General features: G+C 72.4%; 24 protein-coding genes. 13 read left to right on the top strand and 11 right to left on the bottom strand.

What is annotated here, in order from left to right; genetic code table 11:
- Nucleotides 1–8 precede the first annotated feature (8 nt).
- Nucleotides 9–998, bottom strand: a complete 990-nt coding sequence (locus ACFYPD_RS17230; RefSeq protein WP_387113927.1) for a carboxymuconolactone decarboxylase family protein — start codon at nt 996–998, stop codon at nt 9–11.
- Between the two features lie 143 nt (nt 999–1,141).
- On the opposite strand from ACFYPD_RS17230, the gene ACFYPD_RS17225 reads away from it, so the two are divergent.
- Both ACFYPD_RS17225 and ACFYPD_RS17220 read left to right on the top strand, forming a co-directional pair.
- Entirely contained in the window at nt 1,142–2,272 is a 1,131-nt protein-coding gene (locus ACFYPD_RS17225; RefSeq protein WP_387113925.1) for a sensor histidine kinase, read from the top strand.
- On the top strand, nt 2,269–2,937 hold the full coding sequence (locus tag ACFYPD_RS17220) for a response regulator (protein WP_387113923.1): 669 nt from the start codon (nt 2,269–2,271) through the stop codon (nt 2,935–2,937). The genes ACFYPD_RS17225 and ACFYPD_RS17220 overlap by 4 nt, the downstream gene beginning before the upstream one ends.
- Here ACFYPD_RS17220 and ACFYPD_RS17215 read toward each other — a convergent pair.
- Nucleotides 2,930–3,916, bottom strand: a complete 987-nt coding sequence (locus tag ACFYPD_RS17215) for a LysR family transcriptional regulator (RefSeq protein ID WP_387113921.1) — start codon at nt 3,914–3,916, stop codon at nt 2,930–2,932. The genes ACFYPD_RS17220 and ACFYPD_RS17215 overlap by 8 nt on opposite strands.
- Before the next feature lie 91 nt (nt 3,917–4,007).
- Between ACFYPD_RS17215 and ACFYPD_RS17210 the strand changes: the two genes are divergently transcribed.
- Nucleotides 4,008–6,392: an alkaline phosphatase family protein gene (locus ACFYPD_RS17210; protein ID WP_387114384.1), complete on the top strand. Its 2,385-nt coding sequence runs from the start codon at nt 4,008–4,010 to the stop codon at nt 6,390–6,392.
- On the opposite strand, the gene ACFYPD_RS17205 is transcribed toward ACFYPD_RS17210, so the two are convergent.
- A complete protein-coding gene (locus ACFYPD_RS17205; protein WP_387113919.1) occupies nt 6,325–6,906 on the bottom strand; it encodes a DedA family protein in 582 nt (193 codons plus the stop codon). The two genes, ACFYPD_RS17210 and ACFYPD_RS17205, sit on opposite strands and share 68 nt — an antisense overlap.
- Nucleotides 6,903–7,667 carry an MBL fold metallo-hydrolase gene (locus ACFYPD_RS17200; protein WP_387113917.1) on the bottom strand — a complete coding sequence of 255 codons (765 nt, stop codon included), beginning with the start codon at nt 7,665–7,667 and terminating at the stop codon, nt 6,903–6,905. Before ACFYPD_RS17200 ends, ACFYPD_RS17205 begins: the two co-directional genes overlap by 4 nt.
- 227 nt (nt 7,668–7,894) lie before the next feature.
- On the opposite strand from ACFYPD_RS17200, the gene ACFYPD_RS17195 reads away from it, so the two are divergent.
- Nucleotides 7,895–8,392, top strand: coding sequence for a hypothetical protein (locus ACFYPD_RS17195; RefSeq protein ID WP_387113915.1), 498 nt, complete (start codon nt 7,895–7,897; stop codon nt 8,390–8,392).
- A 94-nt stretch (nt 8,393–8,486) separates the two neighbouring features.
- On the opposite strand, the gene ACFYPD_RS17190 is transcribed toward ACFYPD_RS17195, so the two are convergent.
- Both ACFYPD_RS17190 and ACFYPD_RS17185 read right to left on the bottom strand, forming a co-directional pair.
- A complete protein-coding gene (locus tag ACFYPD_RS17190; protein WP_387113913.1) occupies nt 8,487–8,930 on the bottom strand; it encodes an OsmC family protein in 444 nt (147 codons plus the stop codon).
- Nucleotides 8,931–9,028: 98 nt separating this feature from the next.
- Nucleotides 9,029–10,018 (bottom strand): helix-turn-helix transcriptional regulator, encoded by a 990-nt coding sequence (locus ACFYPD_RS17185; protein ID WP_387113911.1) that lies wholly within the window; start codon nt 10,016–10,018, stop codon nt 9,029–9,031.
- A 91-nt stretch (nt 10,019–10,109) separates the two neighbouring features.
- On the opposite strand from ACFYPD_RS17185, the gene ACFYPD_RS17180 reads away from it, so the two are divergent.
- Together ACFYPD_RS17180 and ACFYPD_RS17175 are read left to right on the top strand one after the other, a co-directional pair.
- A complete protein-coding gene (locus ACFYPD_RS17180) occupies nt 10,110–10,628 on the top strand; it encodes a VOC family protein (RefSeq protein WP_387113909.1) in 519 nt (172 codons plus the stop codon).
- Nucleotides 10,629–10,824: 196 nt separating this feature from the next.
- Nucleotides 10,825–11,325, top strand: coding sequence for a nitroreductase/quinone reductase family protein (locus ACFYPD_RS17175; protein ID WP_387113907.1), 501 nt, complete (start codon nt 10,825–10,827; stop codon nt 11,323–11,325).
- A 23-nt stretch (nt 11,326–11,348) separates the two neighbouring features.
- Here ACFYPD_RS17175 and ACFYPD_RS17170 read toward each other — a convergent pair whose 3' ends face one another.
- Together ACFYPD_RS17170 and ACFYPD_RS17165 are read right to left on the bottom strand one after the other, a co-directional pair.
- A complete protein-coding gene (locus tag ACFYPD_RS17170) occupies nt 11,349–11,672 on the bottom strand; it encodes a nuclear transport factor 2 family protein (protein WP_387113905.1) in 324 nt (107 codons plus the stop codon).
- Between the two features lie 132 nt (nt 11,673–11,804).
- Nucleotides 11,805–14,996, bottom strand: a complete 3,192-nt coding sequence (locus ACFYPD_RS17165; RefSeq protein ID WP_387113903.1) for a S8 family serine peptidase — start codon at nt 14,994–14,996, stop codon at nt 11,805–11,807.
- Between the two features lie 213 nt (nt 14,997–15,209).
- Between ACFYPD_RS17165 and ACFYPD_RS17160 the strand changes: the two genes are divergently transcribed.
- Entirely contained in the window at nt 15,210–15,710 is a 501-nt protein-coding gene (locus ACFYPD_RS17160; protein ID WP_387114381.1) for an RNA polymerase sigma factor, read from the top strand.
- Nucleotides 15,703–16,437 (top strand): hypothetical protein, encoded by a 735-nt coding sequence (locus ACFYPD_RS17155; protein ID WP_387113901.1) that lies wholly within the window; start codon nt 15,703–15,705, stop codon nt 16,435–16,437. The genes ACFYPD_RS17160 and ACFYPD_RS17155 overlap by 8 nt, the downstream gene beginning before the upstream one ends.
- Nucleotides 16,438–16,463: 26 nt before the next feature.
- Here ACFYPD_RS17155 and ACFYPD_RS17150 read toward each other — a convergent pair whose 3' ends face one another.
- Both ACFYPD_RS17150 and ACFYPD_RS17145 read right to left on the bottom strand, forming a co-directional pair.
- Nucleotides 16,464–17,168, bottom strand: coding sequence for a response regulator (locus tag ACFYPD_RS17150; RefSeq protein WP_387113899.1), 705 nt, complete (start codon nt 17,166–17,168; stop codon nt 16,464–16,466).
- Complete coding sequence (locus tag ACFYPD_RS17145; RefSeq protein ID WP_387113897.1) at nt 17,165–18,400, bottom strand: sensor histidine kinase; 1,236 nt, start codon at nt 18,398–18,400, stop codon at nt 17,165–17,167. The genes ACFYPD_RS17150 and ACFYPD_RS17145 overlap by 4 nt, the downstream gene beginning before the upstream one ends.
- Before the next feature lie 323 nt (nt 18,401–18,723).
- On the opposite strand from ACFYPD_RS17145, the gene ACFYPD_RS17140 reads away from it, so the two are divergent.
- Both ACFYPD_RS17140 and ACFYPD_RS17135 read left to right on the top strand, forming a co-directional pair.
- On the top strand, nt 18,724–19,167 hold the full coding sequence (locus ACFYPD_RS17140; RefSeq protein WP_387113895.1) for a hypothetical protein: 444 nt from the start codon (nt 18,724–18,726) through the stop codon (nt 19,165–19,167).
- Nucleotides 19,168–19,461: 294 nt separating this feature from the next.
- Nucleotides 19,462–19,908, top strand: a complete 447-nt coding sequence (locus ACFYPD_RS17135) for a hypothetical protein (protein WP_387113893.1) — start codon at nt 19,462–19,464, stop codon at nt 19,906–19,908.
- 29 nt (nt 19,909–19,937) lie between these two features.
- On the opposite strand, the gene ACFYPD_RS17130 is transcribed toward ACFYPD_RS17135, so the two are convergent.
- Nucleotides 19,938–20,384 (bottom strand): Lrp/AsnC family transcriptional regulator, encoded by a 447-nt coding sequence (locus ACFYPD_RS17130; RefSeq protein WP_387113891.1) that lies wholly within the window; start codon nt 20,382–20,384, stop codon nt 19,938–19,940.
- Between the two features lie 93 nt (nt 20,385–20,477).
- On the opposite strand from ACFYPD_RS17130, the gene ACFYPD_RS17125 reads away from it, so the two are divergent.
- The 3 genes from ACFYPD_RS17125 (at nt 20,478) to ACFYPD_RS17115 (ending at nt 22,485) form a co-directional block, all read left to right on the top strand.
- Complete coding sequence (locus ACFYPD_RS17125) at nt 20,478–21,296, top strand: LLM class flavin-dependent oxidoreductase (protein ID WP_387113889.1); 819 nt, start codon at nt 20,478–20,480, stop codon at nt 21,294–21,296.
- Nucleotides 21,293–21,727 (top strand): nucleoside deaminase, encoded by a 435-nt coding sequence (locus tag ACFYPD_RS17120; protein WP_387113887.1) that lies wholly within the window; start codon nt 21,293–21,295, stop codon nt 21,725–21,727. Before ACFYPD_RS17125 ends, ACFYPD_RS17120 begins: the two co-directional genes overlap by 4 nt.
- Nucleotides 21,728–21,813: 86 nt before the next feature.
- The gene (locus ACFYPD_RS17115; protein ID WP_387113885.1) at nt 21,814–22,485 is read left to right on the top strand and encodes a DNA alkylation repair protein; all 672 of its coding nucleotides are present in this window, start codon (nt 21,814–21,816) and stop codon (nt 22,483–22,485) included.
- Nucleotides 22,486–22,490 lie beyond the last annotated feature (5 nt).

Genomic DNA, 22,490 nt, shown 5'->3' with positions numbered 1-22,490 from the left:
TGATCCCCCTAGAGACGAGCCGAGGTCAGTGCCCGGGCGACGTGGTCGGTGGCCGTGATCGCGCCGTAGGCGACCAGCCGCACGAGGTCGGCGTCGCCCGGATGGGACAGCCGCCAGAGGGCGACGTCGCCCGCGCTGATCGCGCTGGGCGCGAACGCCGCCAGCAGCGCGATCCGCGTCCCGACGCGGTCCGTCCCGGGCACGTCCCGGACCAGATCGACGGCCCACTCCGCGGGCCGGTCCGGGAACTTTCCGTCCTCCCACCGCACGGTCGCCGCGACGGTCTGGCGAGCCACGTCCCCCAGGAGGTCCCCGCCGCGCAGGGCGGCGTTCCTCAGCGACGCGTACGCCACGCCGACCGGGTTCTCCCCGGCCCAGGCCGGTGGCGCCGTCGTGCCGGCGTCGACGAGCGGGAGGCTGCGGCCGGGCTCCTTCGGCTCGCGGGCCGTCCTGGCGTAGAGCCGGCCCCCGACCGACCGCACCACCGGTGAGCGCTGCAGGCCGCCGGGCAGCAGATCCGGGTCGAGCAGCGCCGACACGACCCGATTGATGAAGTGGAAGGCGAGCAGGGTGCCGGTGATCTCAGGGCGGTACCGGCCGGTCCAGTCGGCGGCTGCGGGGCTGCGGCTGGCCTCGGCCCAGCCGGCGAGTTCGGCGTGCCGCGGCTGCGGTGGCGTCCCGCCCCGGGCGATGACCTCGGCCAGCGCGTGCTCGCCCAGCGCGTGCAGCAGCATCACGTGGGCGTCGACGCAGAACCGGCAGCGGTTGGCCCGGGACACCGTCGACGCCACGAGCTCACGGTCGACCCGGGACGCGTCCCCGGCGAGCAGGGCCTCGCGCATCAGCGCCCACGTCGCGGCCAGCACCTCCGGCACGGCCGAGAGCGCCTGGAAGGTGGGCACCGGCCCGAGGAACTCGTCCCGCAGCTGGCGGTAGACCTCCGCGGTGAGACCCGTCGCAGCCGACGCTTTCGCGGGGGTGAAGAAGCGGTATGTCATGGGCTCGATGCTTGCCTCGGCGGGCCGGGAAAGCGTCGTGCCGCCGCAGGCACTTGCCCGGCCACCGATACCGCGTCCGCAGTACGCCCCATCTACCGCGGACGCGGGACGCTCCCTGAGGACAGCCGTTCTACAGTTCGACCATGCGTCGAGATCTGCCGTACGCCCTCAGCGGCCTCGCCCTCGGTGCCCTCCTGCTCGGCAACGCCGCGCTCGCGCCGGACGCCGCAACGGTGCGGCTGGTCGACGTCGCCCTGGTCCTGGCCATGGCGGCGGCCCTGGCGGTCTGCCGGCGGCACCCCGTGGTGGCGTTGAGCGTGGTGACCGCCGCCATGCTGGCCCTCCACGTCCGGGTCCATTCCGGGGTGTCCGCCGCGTTCCCCGTCCTCGGCGCGGTCTACGTCGCCGCCTGGCGCGGGCACCGGTCGGCCGCCGCCCTGGCCAGCCTCGTCTTCCTCGGCGGCTTCCTCGCCCGCGACGTCTCCGTCGCGCCCGCCGGTCGACCCGGCCAGCTGATCGCCGAGCGGACCGCCCTGCTGCTGGGCTGGTTCGTCGCCGCCAACGTCGCCGGGCTCGTCGCGCGGCAGCGCCGTGCGTACCTGGAACAGGTCGAGCAGCGGGCCATCGAGGCGGAACGCACCCGCGAGGAGATGGCGTTGCGCCGCGCCGGGGAGGAGCGTCTGCGCATCGCCCGCGATCTGCACGACTCGCTGACCCACACCATCTCCGTGATCAAGGTGCAGACCGGGATCGCCGTGCACCTGGCCCGCAAGCACGGCGAGGAACCGTCGGCCACGCTGCTGGCGATCCAGGAGGCCAGCAGCGCCGCGATGCGGGAACTGCGGGCGACACTGGACGTCCTGCGCGCACCCTCCGACGAAGACCGCGTCGGGCTGGCCCGGGTGGGCGAGCTCGCCCAGCGGACCCGGGCGGCCGGCGTACCGGTGCAGCTGACCGTCACCGGTCAGCCCCGGGACCTGCCCGCCGAGGTCGACCACGCCGGGTATCGCGTCGTCCAGGAGGCCCTGACCAACGTGGCCCGCCACGCCGGCTCCGCCAGCGCCGAGATCCACGTCGACTACGCCCCGGCACAGCTGACCGTCTCGGTGACCGACGACGGCCAGGCGTCGCCGGTCCGGCCGGTGACACCGGGTGTGGGCCTGCGCGGCATGCGGGAACGGGTCACCGGACTGGACGGCACACTGCGGGCCGCCGCCCGCGACGGCGGCGGGTTCGCAGTACGCGCCACCTTCCCGCTGGAGGAGCTTGCATGATCCGGGTTCTGCTCGCCGACGACCAGGCCCTGATGCGGGCCGGATTCCGGGCGTTGCTCGACGCCGAGGAGGGCCTGGAGGTCGTCGGCGAGGCCGCCGACGGCGCCGCCGCCGTCCAGCTGTCGCGACGCCTGCGGCCGGACGTGGTGTTGATGGACGTGCAGATGCCGGGACTCGACGGCATCGAAGCCACCCGGCGCCTCGCCGCCGATCCCGAGCTCACCGCGGTCCGCGTCCTCATCCTCACCAACTACGGGCTCGACTCCTACGTCTTCGCCGCACTCCGCGCGGGTGCCAGCGGGTTCCTCCTCAAGGACGCCGACCCCGCCGACCTGCTGCAGGCCGTCGGCGTCGTGGCTCGCGGCGACGCGCTGCTCGCCCCGGCGGTCACGCGCACGCTCATCAGCGAGTTCGCCGCCGGGCCGCGGCCGGCCGACCCGGCGGCCGGCCGCGACGTGCTGACCGCCCGCGAGCGGGAGATCGTGGAGCTCGTCGCCCGGGGGCTGAGCAACGACGAGATCGCCGAGGGCATGGTGATCAGTCCGTTGACCGTCAAGACACACGTAAACCGGGCGATGACGAAGCTGCACTGCCGCGACCGTGCCCAGCTGGTCGTGTGGGCGTACGAGTCGGGGCTGGTCACGCCGCGTCGCCGGGTCACCTAGGTCGGGGTCGGGACCTGCGAGCAGGTGCGATGTCGCTGTCGCCGTGCCGTGGCCTCGTCGCCCAGGACGGGAGCCAGACCGTCTCGGGGAGCCTGGGCAGGCTGCCGAGGTGGGTGATGACTCCACGGAGTCCCGGATGCGGATTCGTGCTGGGGAGGATGAGCGAGAGCGGGTATGCGAGGGTCGGATTGTCGATGGGGATGCGGCGCAGGTCGTAGGTGGTCGGCCAGATGTACCGGTCGCGTGCCCCCACGAGCGTGGCCACGTCCGCGGCGTCCGCGAGGGTGTCCAGGAGCACCTCGTCTCCGAAGTGCGGGCCTGCCGCGTCGATGCGTAGGTCGAAGTCGGTGGCGAGCTGGTCGTAGAACTCTGCCCATTCGCTTCGGGGCGCGATACCCGGCACCCAGATCCGGTGCTTGCGCAGCTGTGGTGGTGTCAGTCGTCGCGCAGCGGCGAGCGGATGTCTCGGGCCGACGAGCAGTTCCAGCGGAGAGTCGAACGCGTGGATCATCTGCACGTCGGGCGGCAGTGCGGCGCGGTCGGTGACGGTACGGAACGAGGCGTCGATGTCACCCGCTTCGACGGCGGCGACCGCCGCGCGCGGGTCGTTGACCCTGAGGGTCACCACGTCGAGTTTGGTGTCGGGATGCGACCGCCAGTAGTCGTGCAGAACAACGGCCTGCGCGCTTCGCAGGCCGAGGACGTCGATCCGAAGGGCCCGGGAGCCCGGCCGGACCGCCGTGATGGCGCGCTCGACCCCGACGACGATGCTCCGAGCGTGGGGGAGAAACGCCTGACCGTCGAGCGTCAGCTCCACCCCTCGGGCGGTACGGGTGAACAGGCGGACTTCCAGCTCGCGCTCCAGGGCGGCGATCCGTTTGGAGACTGCCTGCTGCGTCACGCCCAGCTCATCGGCCGCATGGTGGAACTGGCCGAGTTCGGCCGCCCGGACGAACGATCGCACTGCCTCGGTGTCCACCGGTTCACCTTAGGTGGGCACGGGCGGCGCGGGCGGACGGGACAACCCCTCTCGCGGATCTTGCCAGCTCAGGTGTGGCATTGTCATGGGAATGGAGCCGGACGCGGAGGCGGGCGCCGAGGCCGACCGGCCGCTGCCCCAGCCCGTCCGCGTCGGTCTGCGGGTGCTGCGGGACTACCGGCCCACGGTCGGCCGGCTCCGGAGCCTGCTGCGCAGCATGGTCACCTCGTTCGTGGTGCTCAGCGTGACGCTGTGGCTGCTGCCGGGGGTCACCGCCAGCGGGTTGGTCGCGACGCTGTGGCTGGTCGGGCTGATCGCCGCGATCGGCGCGGTGCTGCGCCCGCTGCTGTTCGCCCTGGCCACCCTGCTCGGCGGGCTCGGCGCACTCGTCATCGGCGTGTCCGTGCAGGCCATCGTCATGTACGTGGCGTTGCGGCTGGACCCGGAAGCGGACGTCGCCGGGTTCGCCGACGCCTTCGCCGCCGCGTGGCTTGCCGTGGCACTCGCGGCGATCGTGAACTGGCTCGCCGACGCCGGCACCGACGACGCGTTCGTCAGCGAGATGCTGTGGGTGATGACCCGGGTGCGGCGCCGGCGGGAGCGGCGCCGGCGCCCGGGACGGCGCTACCGGCTGCCGCACGGCCGCACCCCACCGGTGGCACCGGAGCGGCCCGCGCCCGACGGCCTGCTGGTCGTCCAGCTCGACGGCGTGGCCGCGCCGCTGGTGCAGTGGGCCATCCGCGCCGGCAACCTGCCCACCATCGGCCGGTGGCTGCGCACGGGCAGCCACCGGATGACCCGCTGGCACACCGGCGTTCCGGCCACCACGCCCGCGGCCCAGGCGGGCCTGCTCTACGGCGACGTCCGGCGGGTGCCGGCCTACCGCTGGTACGAGAAGGCGGCCGCCACCGACGACGGCGCCTCCGCCGGCCGGCTGCTGGTGACCAGTCGGCCCCGCGACGCCGCCGAGGTGGAGCAGCGCCTCTCCACCGGGCGGGGGCTGCTGCGCGACGGCGGTGTCAGCATCAGCACCGTCTTCTCCGGCGACGCCCCCACCAGCCTGCTCACGGTGAGCCGCGCCGGGCTGCCCGGACGGTCCATCCGGGGCTACGCGGTCTTCATGGCCAGCCCGTACGGCTTCGCGCGGGCCGTCGTACGCGGTGCCGGGCAGGTGGTCCGCGAGCTGTACGAGGCACGGCGGCAGCGGCTGCGCGACATCCGGCCCCGGGGCCGGCGCAACGGCTCCTACCTGGCGCTGCGCCCGATGGCGAGCCTGCTCAGCGATCTGAACGTGTCGCTCATCGCCGAGCAGATGGCCGCCGGGGCGCCGGTCATCTTCTGCGACTTCCTGGACTACGACGAGGTCGCCCACCACGCCGGGCCGGCCCGGCCGCAGGCGATGGCGGTCCTCGAGGCGCTCGATCAGACGCTGGGCATCCTGCAGCGGCTGGCGGCCGAGGCGGCCCGGCAGTACCACATCGTGGTGTTGAGCGACCACGGACAGAGCCAGGGCGCCACGTTCCGCCAGCGGTACGGCGAGTCCCTCGCCGACGTGGTCGCCCGGCTCGCCGCACCCCCGGTGCGGCAGGTCGCACCCGACGGCCGGACGACGGTCACCGGCCCGGTCCCGGAGGTGGCGGCCGCCGAGGCCGCCGGCCCGGTCGAGGAGTGGGGACGGCTGAACACGCTGCTCACCGAGGCGGCCGGCTCGGGCGGGGCGACCGGCACGGCGACCCGGCTGGCGTTGCGCTCCCACGCCGACGGCGGCGAGGTCAGCCTGGGGCCCGCCGACCGTGAGGAGGCGGCGACCCACACCGATCCCGCCACGGTGGTGGTGGCCTCGGGCAACCTGGCGATGATCTACCTGGCCCGTCATCCGGGACGACTGACCCGCGAGCGCGTCGACGCCGTGGCGCCGGGGCTGATCGACGGCCTGGCCGCGCATCCCGGTGTCGGGCTGGTCGTGGTCGACTCCCCGGCCGGACCCCTGGCGGTCGGGGCGCGGGGCTGCCACCGCCTGCGTGACGGGCGGGTCGACGGCGACGACCCGCTGGTCCCGTACGGCCCGCGGGCCCGCCACGACCTGCTGCGCCACCAGGCGATGGAGCACGTGGGCGACCTCGTGGTGATCAGCACGGTGGACCCTGGCCTGGAGGAGGTGGCGGCCTTCGAGGAACTGGTCGGCTGCCACGGCGGGCTCGGCGGCTGGCAGACCCAGGCCCTGCTCCTCCACCCCGCGGACTGGCCGCAGGACGGGGGGCTGGTCGGGCCGGACGACGTCCACCGCCAGCTGCTCGGCTGGCTGCGCCGGCTGGGCCTGCGCCGGCCCGACCAGCAGGTTGACGTGGCCGGCGACGGGCCGGAGCGCGCGGAACGCCCCGGGACCGCCGGGGTAGCGGGACCAACGGCTACGGCGTCGCCACCGGATCCTCCGGCAACCCCCGGCGGCGGGCCAGCCAGCCCAGCCCCTGGGTGACCAGCACGACGAGGAGGATCGCGGCGACGACGCTCTCCCACGGCTCGGGAAAGACCGCGCGGCCGAGGACTCCGATCCCGGCGTAGAGCACCGACCACAGCAGGCTGGCCGGCGCATTGGCGACGGCGAAGCGGCGCCAGGCCAGCCCGGCCACGGCGGCCGCCAGCAGCACCGGGATCCGGCCGCCGGGGATGAGCCGGGACACCAGGAGCGTCGAGACCCGCCCCTCCCGGACCCGGGCCGGCATCCGGTCGACCCGCCGGCCGACGCGCAGACCGGGCACCCGCCGGGTCACCCGTTCGCCACCCCAGCCGAGCAGCCCGAACGTCGCGAGGTCGCCGACGTACGCGCCGAGGGCCCCGGCGAGCACCACCAGGACCACGGTCACCGGGTGCTGGTGGGCCGCGAGCGCGGCGGCGCCGCTGACCGCCGCGCCGGTCGGGACCACCGGGACCACGGAACCGAAGAGCACCACCAGGAGCAGCGAGCCCAGCGCGCCCAGCGTCGCCGTCACGGTCGGCACACCGCGAACGACTCCCCCGGCCGAAGCACCCGCACGCGGGTGGCCGGGGAGGTTCTCGCCGCGTGCCGGGCGAAGTCGTCACCGGGCCCGTGGAAGCGGTCCGGCCGGACCCGGTCGAGGCCGACCGGCCAGAAGGTGCCGTAGTGGATCGGCACGGCCCACGCCGCCGCCGCCCGCCGTACCGCCTCGGCGGCCCCGGCCGGGTCGAGGTGGCCGGGGCCGAGCGTCGGTCCCCAGCCGCCGACCGGGACCAGCGCGAGATCCAGCGGCCCCAGGCCCGCCATCTCGTCGAAGAGGCCGGTGTCCCCGGCGAACCAGGTGCGCGCGCGACCTTCGACCAGGTAGCCGAGGGCGGGTGCCCGGTGCCGGGACCAGGGACCCCGTCCGGGGTGGTGGACGGCGGGCACGGCGGTGACAGCGAGCCCGCCGATGGTGATTCGCTCGCCGGTGGCGAGCTCCGCGCACCGGCCGGCGGCCGCCGCGCCGAGCGCCTGGCGGACCAGCCGCCCGGCGCCCGTCGGCACCACCAGCGCGGTGTCCGCTGGCAGTCGGCGCAGCGACGCGAAGTCCAGGTGGTCGGCGTGCAGGTGCGACACGAGTACGGCGTCGGGGGCGGACGGCAGTCGCGGAGTGGGCCCGCGGCGGCGGCGCAGGTGGGCCAGCCGGTTCCGCAGCAGCGGGTCGGTCAGCAGCCGGGTCCCCGCGTCCTCGATCCACACGGTGCTGTGCCCGTACCAGGTCAGCTCGACCACATCGACACCCGCACCGCCTCGGTCACGCCTGCCACCGTATCCGGCCGCTCCCCCACCCGCCGCGGAACCGGACCGGGGGTTCGCCCCGTGCCGGCCGCCCGTCGCCGTTCAGCCGCCACTCCACGTCGGCCGGCTGCTGGGTAAGCTGAGCCTGCGGGACCGGGCGCAGGCGATCGTCGTCGCCTGGAGTCCGGGCTGGTCGACCGGCGCGGCAATCGGAGTGAACGGTGAACGACGACGCGCTCGCTGCCTCGCTCGCGGCGCACCTGGACGCGCTGACCTTCGCGGACCGGTCGACCGACGAGGTCACCGCGCTGCTTGTCGACGCGGTCGCCGCGTGGGGTGAGGCCCAGGGCTTTCGGGTGTACCGGCGCGCCGCGAGTGTCGTCCCGCTGCCCGCCCCGTACCAGAACCGGCACTCGGTCGTGGACGTCGCCTTCGCTCGTCCCGCCGCTCGTCCCGTCGTGATCGAGGTGGACCGTACCGATCGCTTGCGTACGGTGCACAAGCTGCTCGCCGAGGCCGACGCCGGCCGGGTCGCGCTCTGGGTGCGCTGGGGGCCGGGACCGTTCGCCGTACCTCCCGCGCCGGTCCGCCTCGTCACCTGCGAGGTCGCCGTGCGCCACCACCGGCACTCGCGACTGCCGGCCCGTCCCGCGCCGCAGCACTCCGCGCCGGCCGGCGCCGCGGCCGAGCCGGTCGAGCTTCCGCTCATCGCAGACTGAGCTTCGCGCCCTCATGGCTGGCGACGAACCCGGGCCGCCCCCGCAGCAAGCTCGCAGCCTTGGAGACTGGTGGTTCTGGCCAGACCACGAAACCTCAGTCCCCGATGGAACGGGCAGCCTCGACGATCGAGACCGGAGCCCCATGTTCGACGGTACGGGAGACGGTGCAGAGCCGGTCGTGCGACTGCTGCATTGATCGGGGCAGCGCCTCGCGCGCCTTGTCGCCGTCGGCGCCCGCCGGGAACGTCACCGTGAACTCGACCTTGAGGTTCTGCATCCGGTTTCCTCCGGCCTCGTCCCGGATCTTGTCGCCGGTGACCGCGACGGTGAACTGGGCCGGCTCGGCACGGCGGCTGGTGATGTGGTCCACGTCTACCGCGGTGCAGCCGCCGATGGCCGCCAGCAGCAGTTCCACCGGCGTGAAGCTGCCGTCCTCGCCCGCGCCCATCGACATCGATCCGCCGCGGACATTCCGCACGACGTACTTCCCCACGCTGATGCGCTCGATCTCCACCGAGCGGAAGGTGTCCTCACTCATGACAGAAAGCTACCCAGGCCTTCCGGTCCCCGAGCCACCGGCCTGGCCGACGATCGACTTCTTCCCGACACGAGCCGGTCTGGCGATGAGACATGGTCCTAGCCCGCGTCGCGCGCGCCGCCCGAGGGCGGCAATCTCCTCGATGACAGGGCGGCCTGGAACAGCGCAGCTGTCGACCTGAGGTGGGCGGCCAGCTCCGGCGGGCCGCTGACGTGGAACGGCAGCCCGATCGACGCCAGCCGGAGCGCATGCCATTCGGGGGTGTCCGGTGGCGCGAGCCACCGGCAGGTGCCGTCCGGCTGGTCGGTCAGGGTGCCCGGCGGCGGCCCGCCGAGGCGGTCCACCACGTGCGCGGCCGGTGCGTGGATCACCACGTCGGCCGGGTACGTCGGGGCCATCTGCGTGGTCCGGCTGGCGATGAAGGCGGCGACGTCCCCGCCGGGCACGTCCCTCGTGGCCGCGCGGGCACCGGTCGCGACGAGCTTCGTGACCCGGTCCAGTCGGAAGGTCCGCCAGTCGTCGCGGTCGAGGTCGAACGCGAGCAGGTACCAGCGCCGCCCGGCCGTCACCAGGGCGCGCGGTTCGACGTGCCGGCCCTCGTCGCGGTACTGGAACCGCAGCCGTTCGTGGTTGGCGATCGTCGCGGCGGCGACGACCAGGGTGTCGGGGTCCACCGGCTCGGCGGCCAGCGAGAACGGGTGGGCCACAGTGGAGGAGGCCAGGGTGTCGACCCTGCGGCGCAGCCGGGCCGGCAGCACCTGGAGCAGCTTGCGCAGTGCCCGCAGCGCCGCCTCGTCCACCCCGGCCACCGGCTGGGCCGCCGCCGTGCGCAGCCCGATGGCCACGGCGACCGCCTCGTCGTCCTCCAGCAGCAGCGGCGGCATCGCCGCGCCGGCGGTCAACCGGTATCCGCCCAGCCCGCCCTGCTCGGCGTGCACCGGATAGCCCAGCTCCCGCAGCCGGTCGATGTCGCGCCGCACGGTTCGGCCGGACACCGCGAGCCGCCGCGCCAGCTCGCTTCCCGACCACAGCCGGGGTGTCTGCAACAGCGACAGCAGGGACAGCAGTCGGGCACGCGCGTCGGACATGACGGCCATTGTGCCGCTCGACTAGGACGGGAACTGACCTATACGAGATCTACCGTGGGCGCAGTTCGCCACGACACGAGGGAGATTCGCCATGAGCAGCACCGCGCCCGCCGGATACACCACCGCCGCGCCGTGGATCGTCACCCCGCACACCGGGCAGTTGCTGGACTTCGTCACCGCGGTGTTCGACGGGGTCGAGCTCGCCCGGGTACGGCTGGAGGACGGGACCATCGGCCACGCCGAGATTCGCGTCGGTGACACCATCCTGCTCGCTTTCGACCAGCAGCCGGACTGGCCCGCCATGCCGTCGCTGCTGCGGGTCTTCGTCGCCGACGCCGACGCGGCGACCGAGCGCGCCGTCGCAGCCGGAGCCCGCGTGGTCACCGCACCGGCCACCCACGCCTTCGGTCAGCGGGGCGGCCGGGTGCGCGACCCGTTCGGCAACATCTGGTGGATCAGCGCGGTGGTCGAGGACGTCGCACCCGAGGAGGGCATGCGGCGGCTCGCCGAACCGCGGTACGCCGAGGCGATGCGCAACGCGCAGGAGACCCTGGACCGGGAGCTGAGCGGCTGCACCGACAGCATCGTCAGCCGCCCGCTGATCGGCTGATCCCCGTACCCGCTCACGACGCTACGTCGCGAAAGCTGTCGACCGGTGGACGGCCGCCGGGCTCTGCTATCGGGCCCGGCGGCGGGGCAGGTGCATGACGACGGCACACCGGTGCAGTGGACGACCGGCCATCCGCCGCTGCCGGTACACCCGAGACTGCGGCTGGCGTCCTGTTCGTACCATCGCCTTGTCGCCGTTGGAGGTCGTCATGTCGGTTGAGAATCGGGCAGAGAAGCCGAAGCTTCCACCGCGTTGGTTCATCCGGCTGGCCTGGTCGGTGCACCGGGGCCTGTACCGGGTCTTCGGCGGCCGGGTCGGACTCTGGCGGCCCCGCGCCGACCGCTGGGGCACCCTGCGGCTGTCCACGACCGGGCGCCGCACCGGCCAGCAGCGCAGCGTCATCGTCGCGTACCTGGAGGACGGGCCCAATCTGTTCACGCTGGCGATGAATGGCTGGGGTGAGGGTGAGCCAGCGTGGTGGCTCAACCTGCAGGCGCATCCGGAAGCGGCAGTCAACCTGGTCGACGGGCGGCGGCTGGTACGTGGGCGCGCCGCAACAGGCGACGAGCGGTCGCGGCTGTGGGCCCGCTGGCGCGAGATCGAGGCGAACCTCGACGCTCACGCGGCGCTGCGGTCGTCCGAGACCGCTGTGGTGGTCCTGGAGCCGCGGCCCGGCGCCGAGCACGCTGCCGGGTAGGGGTCGGCTGAGCTCGACAACCTTCAGTCGAACTGGACGATCAGCTCGGCCACCTGGCCGCCGCTGTAGTGAAGCGTCAGTGTGCCGGTGCCGCCGCGCGACCACGCGAAGGTGACGACGTCGCGGTCGCCGTCGGAACGGAGGCCGCTGACCCGGATGGTGTCGTCGGGCGGATGTTCGGCGTAGGCGATCGCGATGGCGTCGCGTCCTCGCTGGGACCCGACGGCTCGCCCGACGAAGGTCATGACCGCGTCGGGATGCAGGGCGTCGAGGAACGGCGCCCAGTCACCGCTGGTGACCGCGGTGTTGAAGCGCGCGACGTGGGCTCTGGCCGATGCCTCCGTCATGGCAGTCACCGTACGGCAGGTGGGCGCTGGACGGCTCGCTCACCGGACGCTCCCGGGGAATTGCCGCTGATCGGCGGAGGCCGGTCCGGGGCGGCGCCTTCACGCGGCCGCCGCCCCGGACTCGGCCGAGAGTCAGGCGATCCGGTAGGCCCGCTGGATCGTCTGGGTCACCGTGTTGCCGGCGCTGTCGGTGGCCGTCAGTCGCAGCGAGACGAAGCCCGGCCGCCGCGGATGCCTGATGAGGGCGACGCCCCGGCGCACCGGCATCGCGACCCACGTCGTGCCGTCGTCGAACGAGGCCGAGACGCCGAGCATCCGGCCGGGCGCAGCCGTGGAGTCCGCCAGCCGGTCCAGCGCCACGGGCAGGGCCATCGTCGTGCCGGCCCGTGCCGTGTTGGTGTCGTCGAGCGCGGGCATCGGCCGGGCCGTCGTCAGGGGCAGCCGCTCCGGCTTCGTCGTGTGAGCCGAGGAGAAGGTCCAGGCCACGGAGACCGACGTCGACAGGATGTCCGGCGCACCGCGGGTGGCGGTTGCCTCCAGGCGGTAGCTGGCTCTGCCCGGGGGCACCGCAAAGTCCGCGTACGGGCTGTCCGCGGTGGCGATCTCCTTACCGTTGCGGGACAGCCGGAGGTGGATCGGCAGGTCGTCGCGGCTTGCGGGACGGCCGGTCGCGTCGCCGAACAGGGGCGGCGAGGCGACCGAGATGGTGTCGCCGTCGCGGCCCGCGTACGCCAGCGGCGCCAGGGCCGGGGCCCGGCCCACCGTGGGCCCGAAGGGCGCGGCGTTCCAGGTCTGGGCGTACGTCCGGCCCGGCTTGAAGGTGGACTCCTGCGTGGTGAGGTTGTCGCCCTCGACGAACGTGGACGTCCAGACGATGCCGCCGTCGGTGTTGTAGTACTCGGTGGCCCGGAACGGCAGGTCGAACGAGGTGCTCGAACCGATCGGTCCCGCGCCGCCGGGAGACGCCGCACGGTGGAAGCGGACGGCGGTCGCGGTGGTGGACTGGCTCCGATAGGTCGCCTTGACGGTGGCGAGGTTCTTCGGTGACAGCTTCCTGGCGAGGCCGGTGAACATGTCGCCCTGGCGGACGTACGCGAGGTCGTAGGTGTAGGGGCTGTTCCGGAAGCTCCGGTCGGGGCCGGGGCGGGCGAGCCCGACGCCCAGCGTCGCGGTGAACTCGGGGGCCGCCACGACGGGGCCGATCCGGCCGAAGAAGACCTCCTCGAACGACACCCCGCTGAGCTGCACCCCCGGGTAGCGGAAGCCGTCGTTCCAGTTCGCGCTCACGTTGATCGAGAGCGGTGCGGCGTCCCGCTGCGGCACGGTGAGTGAGACCGGCCGAGCCGTGCGGGCGTCGAGCGCCTCGGTGACCGGGCCGCGCACGTCGAGGACCGGCTGCGCCAGCAGGGTCGACGCGTCGCCCTCGTGGATGGTGCTGTACAGCGCGTACCGGCCCTTCGGCAGCCGCAGAACGCCGCCGCCCGGTTGCCCGTCAAGGGTGCTGAACTCGCCCGTGGCCAGGTTCGCCGCCACGGTCGTGTACTCCGTGGCCGGTCGGCCGTCGCGCCCGGTGTGGTCGAGCCGGACGTCGTAGCTCTCGATTTCCCGGTTGAGCGCGAACGGCGTCCGTACCCGCAGGTCCCCGGCGCCGCTCGCGCTCAGCGCGCCCTGGTAGAGCCCGTCGGGCGCGTCCACCCGGGTGTCTACGGTGATCGTCGCCTGGGCGCGGCCGCCGGCCGGCACCACCAGGGTGGCCGGGCTGACGGTGACCATGCCGGCCGGCGCCGGGGCGACGGTCAGCGACAGGGTGACCGGCGCGGTGCCCGTGTTGCGGTAGCCGATGACCTGGGAGATCGGGGTGTCGTCGGCGTGGGGCCAGCGCTGGACCGGGAAGTCGACCGCGGCGACCTCGGCGGCGATCGGCTGGGCGACCGCGCGGCCGATGTCCAGCCGGCCCGCGCCCTGCTCGTAGAGGCTGTCCTCGCCGGCCGGCTTGGCCGAGTCCATCAGGGCGGCCTTGAGTTGCGGGCCGGACCAGTCGGGGTGCTGTCCGGCGAGGATCGCGGCCGAACCCGCCACGTGCGGAGTCGCCATCGACGTGCCCGACATGGCGACGTAGCCGCCGCCGGGGGCAGCGGCCACGATGTCGACGCCCGGCGCGCTGATCTCGGGCTTGATGTGGTTGTCGCCGACGCGGGGTCCTCGCGCCGAGAAGTAGGCGCGCTGGTCGTCCCCGTCGACGGCGGCCACGGCGAGGGCGTCGTCCGCGGAGGCCGGCGTCATGACGGACTTCGGCTTGCCCTCGTTGCCGGCGGCGACCACGAAGAGGGTGCCGTACCGGTGACTCAGGTCCTGGACCGCGATCTCAAGCGGGTCGAGGCCCGGCTTGTCGGTGTCACCCAGGCTCAGGTTGACCACCCGGGCCTGCGAGGCGGCCCACTGCATGCCGGCGATCACATCCGAGTCCTGGCACTCAGTGGTGGCGCAGACCTTGCCGACGGCCAGCTTCGCGCCCGGCGCCACGCCGCGGTACCTGCCGTCCGAGGCGGCACCGCTGCCCACGATGGTCGACGCCACGTGGGTGCCGTGGCCGACGGTGTCGTTGGGGTCGTTGCCGCCGGTGAAGTCCCGGATCGCGGCGAGGTGCCCGGCGAAGTCGGGGTGGCTCGCGTCGATCCCGGTGTCCAGCACGCCGACGGTCACACCGGTGCCGTCGAAGCCGGCCTGCCAGGCCGTCGGGGCGCCGATCTGCGGCACGCTGCGGTCCAGGGAGACCCGGCGCTTGCCGTCCAGCCAGACACGGGTGACCCCGGCGGCGAGTGTGCGGCCCGACGTCGTGCCGCGGGTGAGTGACGACCACAGCGCGGCGCGGCCGTTCCGGTCCGCCCGCACGGCCAGCGCGTGGGCGGCAGGCAGGTCCGCATGCACTGCGGCACCCCGGGCGGCGGCGGACCGCGCCTGGGCCGCGGCGTTCTCCGGGTACGCGACCAGCAGCGGTAGTTCGGCGGTCCGGTCGTCGTAGCCGAACTCGCCGAGCGTGGTGAGGTCGAACAGCCGTCGGTCGAGTCGACCGTCGTGCAGCAGGGGCACCGCGTCCACCGGGATGACGTACTGGTGGCCGCCTTCCCGGGTGCTGACGAACCGCATACCGGACCGCCCCGGCGCCCGTTGGATCTCCGGGTGGCCGTCCGCGCCCAGCGACACCCGGTCCCCCGTGATCAGGGTGAAGGTGCCGGGCGTGCCGGAGACCGTGGGCGCGGGCCTCTCCTGCGCGCCCGCGGACTGGGCCGTCAGGCCCGCCGCAGCCAGCGCGGTCGCGAGCACTCCGGCTGTCAGGGCGCGTCGTTGCCGTCGTCGCACATCGTCCTCTCCGCCACGGGCCTCTCCCGGGACGGCACGATGACGCCTGGCCGGGTCGGCGGGTTGATCATCCCGCCTGTGACGGTGGTCACAATCTCGGCCCGTGCGGTGCAACCCGGTGGTCCTGCCCTGTTGCATGCCGCCGTGACCACCGTACGAGGCTCGGGGGCAGGTCAGATGCGCGACGCCGAGGAGTTCGACGCCCTCTACGCGGCCTGCGCGGGACGGATCGTCGGTCACGTCTACGCGCTGACCGGCAATCGCGGCGAGGCGGAGGACGCCGTCGCCGAGGCTTTCATGCGGGCCTGGCAGCGCTGGCGGACCGTGCGGGAGGCGGACAGCCCGGAGGCCTGGGTCCGCCGGGTCGCCTCCCGAATCGCGGTGAGCAGCTGGCGCAAGACGTTCAACCGCATCCGCGCGCACCGCCGGTCCGCCGTCGACCAGACCGTGCCCGGGCTCAACGAGGACCACGTCGCCCTGCTCCAGGCGCTGCAGCGGTTGAGCCCCAACCAGCGCCGCGCCATCGTGCTCTACCACCTGAACGACCTCAGCGTCGCCGAGGTCGCCGCCGAGATGCAGGCACCCACCGGAACCGTCAAGACATACCTCGCCCGAGGTCGAAGAGCGATGGCGGACCTACTGACCGACACTCACCACGAGGAGACCCACCATGGCTGATCCTCACGACGACCTCCGGGCAATCGCCGACGGAGTCCGGCGGGTCACGACGCTGCCCCCGGCCGAGACGTTGCGCCGTCGCAGCGACCGGCGGCGGCGCCGTACCGCCGTCACCGGCGCGGCGCTGACCGTGCTGGTGGTGGCCGCCGGCACCACCCTGCTGCAGGCGCGGGACCACGTCGAGACACCGGACGAGGGCATTGGCCCGGTAGGCCCGGTACCGGCCTCGGTCGTCCCGTCCAGGGCCACCACGCCGGAACAGGAGATCCTCGGCGGCCGGCGGCAGACCCTGATCGTGGTGCCCGGCATGGGCGGGGCCGCGCTCGCCATCGACCGTGACGACGACCGGGTGCGGGCCACCACCGAGCAGGGCATCGACGACCGGGCCCTGTGGGTCCTGCATCCCGAGGGAGACACATTCCGGATCATGCTGGCCACGCCGCGCGGCGCCGGCCAGGTCTGCATGACCGTCGTACACGACGCCGCGCCGGGCAGCGTCCGCGGCCGGGCGTGCGACCCCACCGCGCAGACGCAGCTCTTCAAGATCGAAAAGGTCCCCGACGGGACCTACTCGCTCTTCCAGGGCCGGCGCTACGTCCAGACCGTCGATGGCACCAACGCTCTGGTCCCGGACCTGCCCGAGAGCCTGACCACCACCTACGAGTTCGAGGACCGCGGTCCCGCCGCCCCAGAGCAAGCGGGCGGGGGAAGCACGCCCACCCGCTGAGCAGGTGCCACCGTGGTCAGCCCGCCTCACCCCTGACCCGGGCCTGGGCCGACATGGCCGGCGCCGCCGGCGGGGTTGACGAGTCCCGACTCGTACGCGAGGACGACCAGTTGAACGCGGTCGCGGGCGTCCAGCTTTGACAGCAGGTTGCTGACGTGCGTCTTTGCCGTTGCTCGGCTGATGTGCAGGATGTGCGCCAACTCGGCGTTCGACCGGCCGGCCGCGACCTGCGCGAGCCCCTCGCGTTCACGGTGCGTGAGACCTGCCAGCGCGGTGGGTGCCGGCCGCCGGGGCGGGACAGCACTTCTGACAAATTCGGTTATCAATCGGCGGGTGAGGGTGGGCGTCAGCAGCGCCTCCCCGGTGGCCACCACCTTTATCGCCTCAAGGAGATGCTCGGGCGGGGTGTCCTTGAGGACGAATCCGCTGGCTCCCGCGCGCAGGGCCTCGAATACGTACTCGTCGCGGTCGAAGGTGGTCACCACCAGCACCCGCGTGGTGGGGACCGAATCGGTTTGCGTGATGCGCCGGGTGGCTTCCAGACCATCCATGGTGGGCATGCGGATGTCGATGAGCACCACGTCGGGGCGAAGGGCGTGCACCATCTGGAGGGCCTGCGCACCGTTGGCGGCTTCGCCCACGACGGTCAGGTCAGGGTCGGAATCGACCAGGACCCGGAAACCGGCCCGGATGAGAGCCTCGTCGTCGACCACCAGGACGCTGACGCTCATCGGTCCACTCCAAGGTCGGACTCCACGGACACCGGGAACCGCACGGACACCCGGAAACCGCCTTCGTGGCGGGGCCCGACGTCGGCCGTGCCGCCGAAGAGCGCAGCCCGCTCCCGGATGCCGACGAGGCCCCATCCCGGGTCTCCGGCCTGTCTACCCCGACCGTCGTGGGGTCCGTCGTCGGAAACCTCGACCACCAGCGTCTCATCGGCGTACGTGACGACGACCCGCGCGCGGGTGCGGCCCACGTGTTTGACGACGTTGGTCAGCGCTTCCTGGACGATCCGGTAGACGGACAGTTCCAATGCGGATGGCAGGCCGGCGGGCAGCTCGCCCTGCTCCAGCGTCACCTCGATGCCCGAGGACGTCACCTCGGCCACCAGCGGAGGGAGGTCGGCCAGCGTGGGCGCCGGGGCGGTGTGGCCCTCACCGCGGACCGCGCCGAGCAGGCGGCGTAACTCGCCGAGCGCTGTGCGGCTCACCGTCTCGATCTCGGCCAGGGCGGTACGGGCCTCATCCGGCCGGCTGTCGAACAGCAGGCGCCCGACGCCCGAGCGTACGGCGATGACGCTGAGATTGTGCGAGATCACGTCGTGGACCTCGCGGGAGACCCGGACACGTTCCTCGGCGATGGCGAGGCGGGTCCGCTCGGCCATCTCGCGGCGTTGCCGGGCGGCCATCTCGGTGCGGAAGATGCGGCGAGTGCGAACGGTGTCGCCCGCAAGCCAACCAGCCGCCGCCGCGACCACGTGGACGGCGTTCTCCTGACCGCCGTGAAGCCAGGTCGCCACCCACGCCGACGAGAAGGTCGCCACGACGACGACGCCAAGGGCTCCGAGTGAGACTCTCCGGCTCAGCCGGTCTGCCACGGTGTACATGGCCAGGCCGACGGCGGGCCCGGCGTTGCTGCCAAACGGTGTGTACCCGATGCCGAGGAGGCTGGCGGCCACCGCGCACGCCAGCGTGATCGCGAGAACCGACATCGGTCGTTTTCGTCGGAGGGCCAACGGAAGCGAGGCCCCCGCTCCCAGAGCCAGGATCGCCAGGCGTGGATCGTCGTTGGGGGAATGGCCGACCAACTCCGGCCCGGTCAAACCCACCAGGAGTGCCACCGCGACGACGGTGTCGACACGTTGCCAGGCAACCGGCCCGAATCTGCGGAGCAGCAGCGCGACCTTCCCGCTCAGCGGTAGCGCCACCGTATGTGCGTCGCTGAGATCGCTGTGGCTCATGCGCCGACGGTACCTGCGCCGGGAGCGCCGGCCATCGATCGCCGGAACGGGTCACGACTCCGTCTCCAGGTGTAGGTGAGGCATCTGATCGGGCGCTCGGCCGAGCCCATTTTCCAGGCCCGCCGCCGATGATCCGCGACCACGACCGGTACGAGCATGGTGGTTGTCCGGTCAGGGCGTTCGTACGTCCGCCGCGCTGTCACACGTGACCCATCGAGTGGGGAGATCGCATGAGGCCAATCGGTACCACCACGTCGTCGGGCAACGCACCGTCGGTCCAAGGCAAACGAACGGGATCAGACAGGCGCGGCGGGATCGCCGCCATGGTGGAGTACAACGCGTACGCGGTTGTCGCGTTGCCGGTGAACGTCCTCGGGCTCGTCTGCGGGCCGTTCGCCGCAGCCGCGTTGACGGGCCGGATTCAGCGGAAGCTGGTGGCGCGGCTCCTCGGTGTCCAGGTCAACCAGGGCGGTTCACCACGAGGGCGCGACGCCCGGGTGCCCCTGCGGTACCGCCTGGCCGGTCTGCCCTTCGAGCTGGTGTCCTTCGCGCTGCTGGCCCCGGCCTGGGCCATCTTCATCGCGCGCGGAGTGCTCTATCCGGTTTTCGGCGCGGATCATCTTGAGCAGTCGTGGGGCGGACCGAGTCTGGTGGGCGCCTGGCTCGCCCATGCCATCCAGGGCCCACCGCTACTGCTGATCATCACCTGCTTTCTGTGGCCAGTCAGGAAACAGCAGGCCCGCATAGCCTCCAGGTATCTCCGCTGAGACCCGGTCGCCCTCTGGCGAGGCTCGCTGCCGGTTGGTACGGGCATCAGGCCGTTGCCAGGGCTGCCAGACTCTACATAGGAGCGGTGCGCCGTGAAGCCCGGAGGTCGCGGAGGAGGCAGTTTGATGTTTCGCCGATCGGAGCGACAGGACGCAGACGCGCGCAGGGAGAGGTTCGTCGCCAACAGGGAGAAGGTCAGGTCATGGATCAGCGGTTGGCACTGCCCTGAGGTCGAGTGGCCCGACTTTCCGGAGATCCCCTCCCCCTGGGTGGTGAGGCAAGCGGATGAGCGGATGTGGCTGAAGCGACACGCCCCGTTCATGGACGAGTACGGGTGGATACTGGAGGCCCGACCGGTGTCGCAGGGGATCAGCCAGGTCGTGGCGAACTGGCAGTTCGGCGAAGGACACGAGTTCGATCGTCTCGACATCGATTTTCGGAGCGTCGCGGATCCGCCCTACCTGGCTGAGAAGCTTGCCCTGGGAGCGCACGCGGCCGATCTGAAGGGCTGGCAGGAGGGAGACCTGCAGGGTGTGTACGCCTGGCTCTTCGAGGGGATCGACAGTCGCCCGATGGGCGAAATGGTGCGGGGGCAACACAGGAGCGGGTTCATTCTGTTTCGGCTCACCCGTTGGCCCCACAGCAGCACCGAGATCAACGTTCGGCTGCGGATGACCGTGACGGACACGGCGCTGGACGGCAGTCGGTTGAACAGCGCCGGGGAGTCGCCGTCCCCGTGAGACCGGGCGCCGCCGCGGTCAGGTGTGGGTCAGGGCTGGACGGGTCCGCGATACGGCAGGGTCTGGCGGTAGACGACGCTGGTGGTCGTGCTGCCGAAGCTGGCCAGCTCGTCCATGAGTGTTTCCAAATGCCCCATGGAGGTCGCGGCCACCTTCAGCGTGTAGCAGTCGTCCCCGGTGGTGCGCAGGCACTCCAGGATCTCCCGTCGTTCGGCGAGCAGCCGGTGCAACGGTCCGTGGTGGTTGCCCGGGTACTTCAATCGGACGACGGCGAGCACCGGGTAGCCGACCTTGCCCAGGTCGACCACTGCGTGGTAGCCGGCGATGATGCCCCGCGACTCCAGTTGCCGCACCCGTTCCGTCGTGGCCGACGAGCTGAGGCTCACGCGCCGCCCCAACTCGCTGAGCGAGATGCGGGCATCCTGCTGCAACTGGTCGATGATCGCCCAGTCGACGTCGTCAAGATTCGCGGCCACGGCGGGATCCTACCGGCAAATCAACGGACAGTAGGCCGGGCTGCCGGGAGAAGTGTGTTCCGTAGTCCATGATCACCGAGATAGCCTCTGACCATGCACCTTGGCGTCAACGTACCGAACTTTGGGCCGGGAACCGATCCCGGAGTGCTGCGCGAGTGGGCGCGGCTCGTGGAGGGGCTCGGGTTCGACCTGCTCATGGTGTCGGATCACGTGGCCGTCACCGCGGATGTGGCCGAGCGGTACCCGGCGCCGTTCTACGAGCCGTTCACCCTGCTGTCCTGGCTGGCCGGCATCACCACCAGGCTGCGGCTGGGCACGACCGTGCTCGTGCTGCCCTACCGGCATCCGCTGCTGGTGGCGCGCATGGCCGCCAACCTCCACCAGCTCAGTGGCGGCCGGCTCGTGCTCGGGGTGGGTGTCGGCTGGGCACGTCAGGAGTTCGACGCGCTCGGCGTGCCGTTCACCGCGCGCGGCCGACTGACCGACGAGTACCTGGTCGCCCTGCGCGGTGCCTGGCGCACAGAGGCCGGAGACAACACCACCCCGGTACCCGTCTGGGTCGGCGGCAACAGCGAGGCGGCGATCCGACGCGCCGTCCGGTACGGCGACGCCTGGCATCCGCTGCGGAACACCCTTCCCTGGCTGCGCTCGGCCCTGACGAACCGCACGCTGCCCGGGTTCGCGCCCCGCATCGCCCTGCGGCTGACCACCACACCGATCAACGACCCCGAGCGGCTCGCCGGCGTCGGCACCATCGAGCAGATCCTCGATGATCTCCATCAACTTCACCTGCTCGGCGCCGACACCGTCGTGCTCGACCCCTACCACGGAGATCCGGAGGAGACCCGCCGGCCCCACGCTGCCTGGCAGGCGCTCGCCGCCGTGGCCACCCACTGGAGGAAACCATCGTGATCACCACTGCCGACGAGGATCTCCTGCGGCGCGCGATCGCCCTCGCTGCCCACGCCGTCACCCTGGGCGACGCCCCGTACGGCTCCCTGCTCGCCGGTCCGGACGGCGCGATCCTCGCCGAGGCCCACAACACGGTGCGGCGTGACAACGACATCAGCGCCCACCCGGAACTGAAGCTCGCCCGCTGGGCGGCCCGTGAACTCGACCCTGACACGGCCGCACGCACCACCATGTACACCAGTTGCCAGCCATGCGGCATGTGCGCCGGCGGTATCGTCCGCTCCGGACTCGGCCGTGTCGTCTACGCGCTCTCCACCGAGCAGCTCATCGAACTCAACCCCCAGTCAGGCACCTGGCCGGCGGTAGCGCAGGACGGTCCGGCCCTGTTCGACGAGGCACGCGCCCCCATCGACGACTACTACCGGCCCTGACCTTGTCAGCGCCCCCACCACGTCGTGCCAGCGGGAGCTGACTTCGGTCGTAGGCTGCACCCGCACCTGATGAACAGGAGTTTGAGGTGGCCGAGACGACGCTGACCGAGGTGATGGCCGAGCTCGCCGAGCTCGAGGACCCCAAGACACGCGCGGTGAACGAGAAGCACGGTGACGATCACGGTGTGAACCTCGGCAAGCTGCGCGCGCTCGCGAAGCGGCTGAAGACGCAGCAGGAACTGGCCTGCCAGCTCTGGGAGACGGATGACAGCGCAGCGCGGCTGCTGGCGATCCTGATCTGCCGCCCGAAGGCGTTCGAGCGTGACGAGTTGGACGTCATGGTGCGCGAGGCGCGCACACCCAAGGTGCACGACTGGCTCGTGAACTACGTGGTGAAGAAGAGCCCGCATTCCGAAGAGCTGCGCCTGGCCTGGTCCGCCGACCCGGATCCCGTGGTGGCGAGTGCCGGCTGGGCGCTGACCACCGAACGCGTGGCGAAGAAGCCCGAGGGACTCGACCTCGCAGGACTGCTCGACGTCATCGAGGCGGAGATGAAGGACGCCCCGGATCGCCTGCAGTGGGCGATGAACCACTGCCTGGCTCAGATCGGGATCGAGCACCCCGAGCACCGCGCCCGGGCAATCGGCATCGGTGAGCGCCTGGAGGTACTCAAGGACTACCCGACTCCCCCGGGCTGCACGTCTCCGTTCGCGCCCATCTGGATCACCGAGATGGTGCGCCGACAGTCTGACAGGTAGGAAGG

It is taken from the genome of Micromonospora sp. NPDC005299 (assembly GCF_042872345.1).
Classification (GTDB): domain Bacteria; phylum Actinomycetota; class Actinomycetes; order Mycobacteriales; family Micromonosporaceae; genus Micromonospora.
Note: the sequence above shows the minus strand (reverse complement) of the source record. Positions and strands in the feature narration are given on the sequence as shown.

Bases quoted from the DNA above. Each gene is read 5' to 3' on its own strand.
- ACFYPD_RS17230 (WP_387113927.1), bottom strand. From the start codon at position 998: ATGACATACCGCTTCTTCACCCCCGCGAAAGCGTCGGCTGCGACGGGT.
- ACFYPD_RS17225 (WP_387113925.1), top strand. From the start codon at position 1,142: ATGCGTCGAGATCTGCCGTACGCCCTCAGCGGCCTCGCCCTCGGTGCC.
- ACFYPD_RS17220 (WP_387113923.1), top strand. From the start codon at position 2,269: ATGATCCGGGTTCTGCTCGCCGACGACCAGGCCCTGATGCGGGCCGGA.
- ACFYPD_RS17210 (WP_387114384.1), top strand. From the start codon at position 4,008: ATGGAGCCGGACGCGGAGGCGGGCGCCGAGGCCGACCGGCCGCTGCCC.
- ACFYPD_RS17190 (WP_387113913.1), bottom strand. From the start codon at position 8,930: ATGAGTGAGGACACCTTCCGCTCGGTGGAGATCGAGCGCATCAGCGTG.
- ACFYPD_RS17185 (WP_387113911.1), bottom strand. From the start codon at position 10,018: ATGTCCGACGCGCGTGCCCGACTGCTGTCCCTGCTGTCGCTGTTGCAG.
- ACFYPD_RS17180 (WP_387113909.1), top strand. From the start codon at position 10,110: ATGAGCAGCACCGCGCCCGCCGGATACACCACCGCCGCGCCGTGGATC.
- ACFYPD_RS17170 (WP_387113905.1), bottom strand. From the start codon at position 11,672: ATGACGGAGGCATCGGCCAGAGCCCACGTCGCGCGCTTCAACACCGCG.
- ACFYPD_RS17160 (WP_387114381.1), top strand. From the start codon at position 15,210: ATGCGCGACGCCGAGGAGTTCGACGCCCTCTACGCGGCCTGCGCGGGA.
- ACFYPD_RS17155 (WP_387113901.1), top strand. From the start codon at position 15,703: ATGGCTGATCCTCACGACGACCTCCGGGCAATCGCCGACGGAGTCCGG.
- ACFYPD_RS17150 (WP_387113899.1), bottom strand. From the start codon at position 17,168: ATGAGCGTCAGCGTCCTGGTGGTCGACGACGAGGCTCTCATCCGGGCC.
- ACFYPD_RS17145 (WP_387113897.1), bottom strand. From the start codon at position 18,400: ATGAGCCACAGCGATCTCAGCGACGCACATACGGTGGCGCTACCGCTG.
- ACFYPD_RS17140 (WP_387113895.1), top strand. From the start codon at position 18,724: ATGGTGGAGTACAACGCGTACGCGGTTGTCGCGTTGCCGGTGAACGTC.
- ACFYPD_RS17135 (WP_387113893.1), top strand. From the start codon at position 19,462: ATGTGGCTGAAGCGACACGCCCCGTTCATGGACGAGTACGGGTGGATA.
- ACFYPD_RS17125 (WP_387113889.1), top strand. From the start codon at position 20,478: ATGCACCTTGGCGTCAACGTACCGAACTTTGGGCCGGGAACCGATCCC.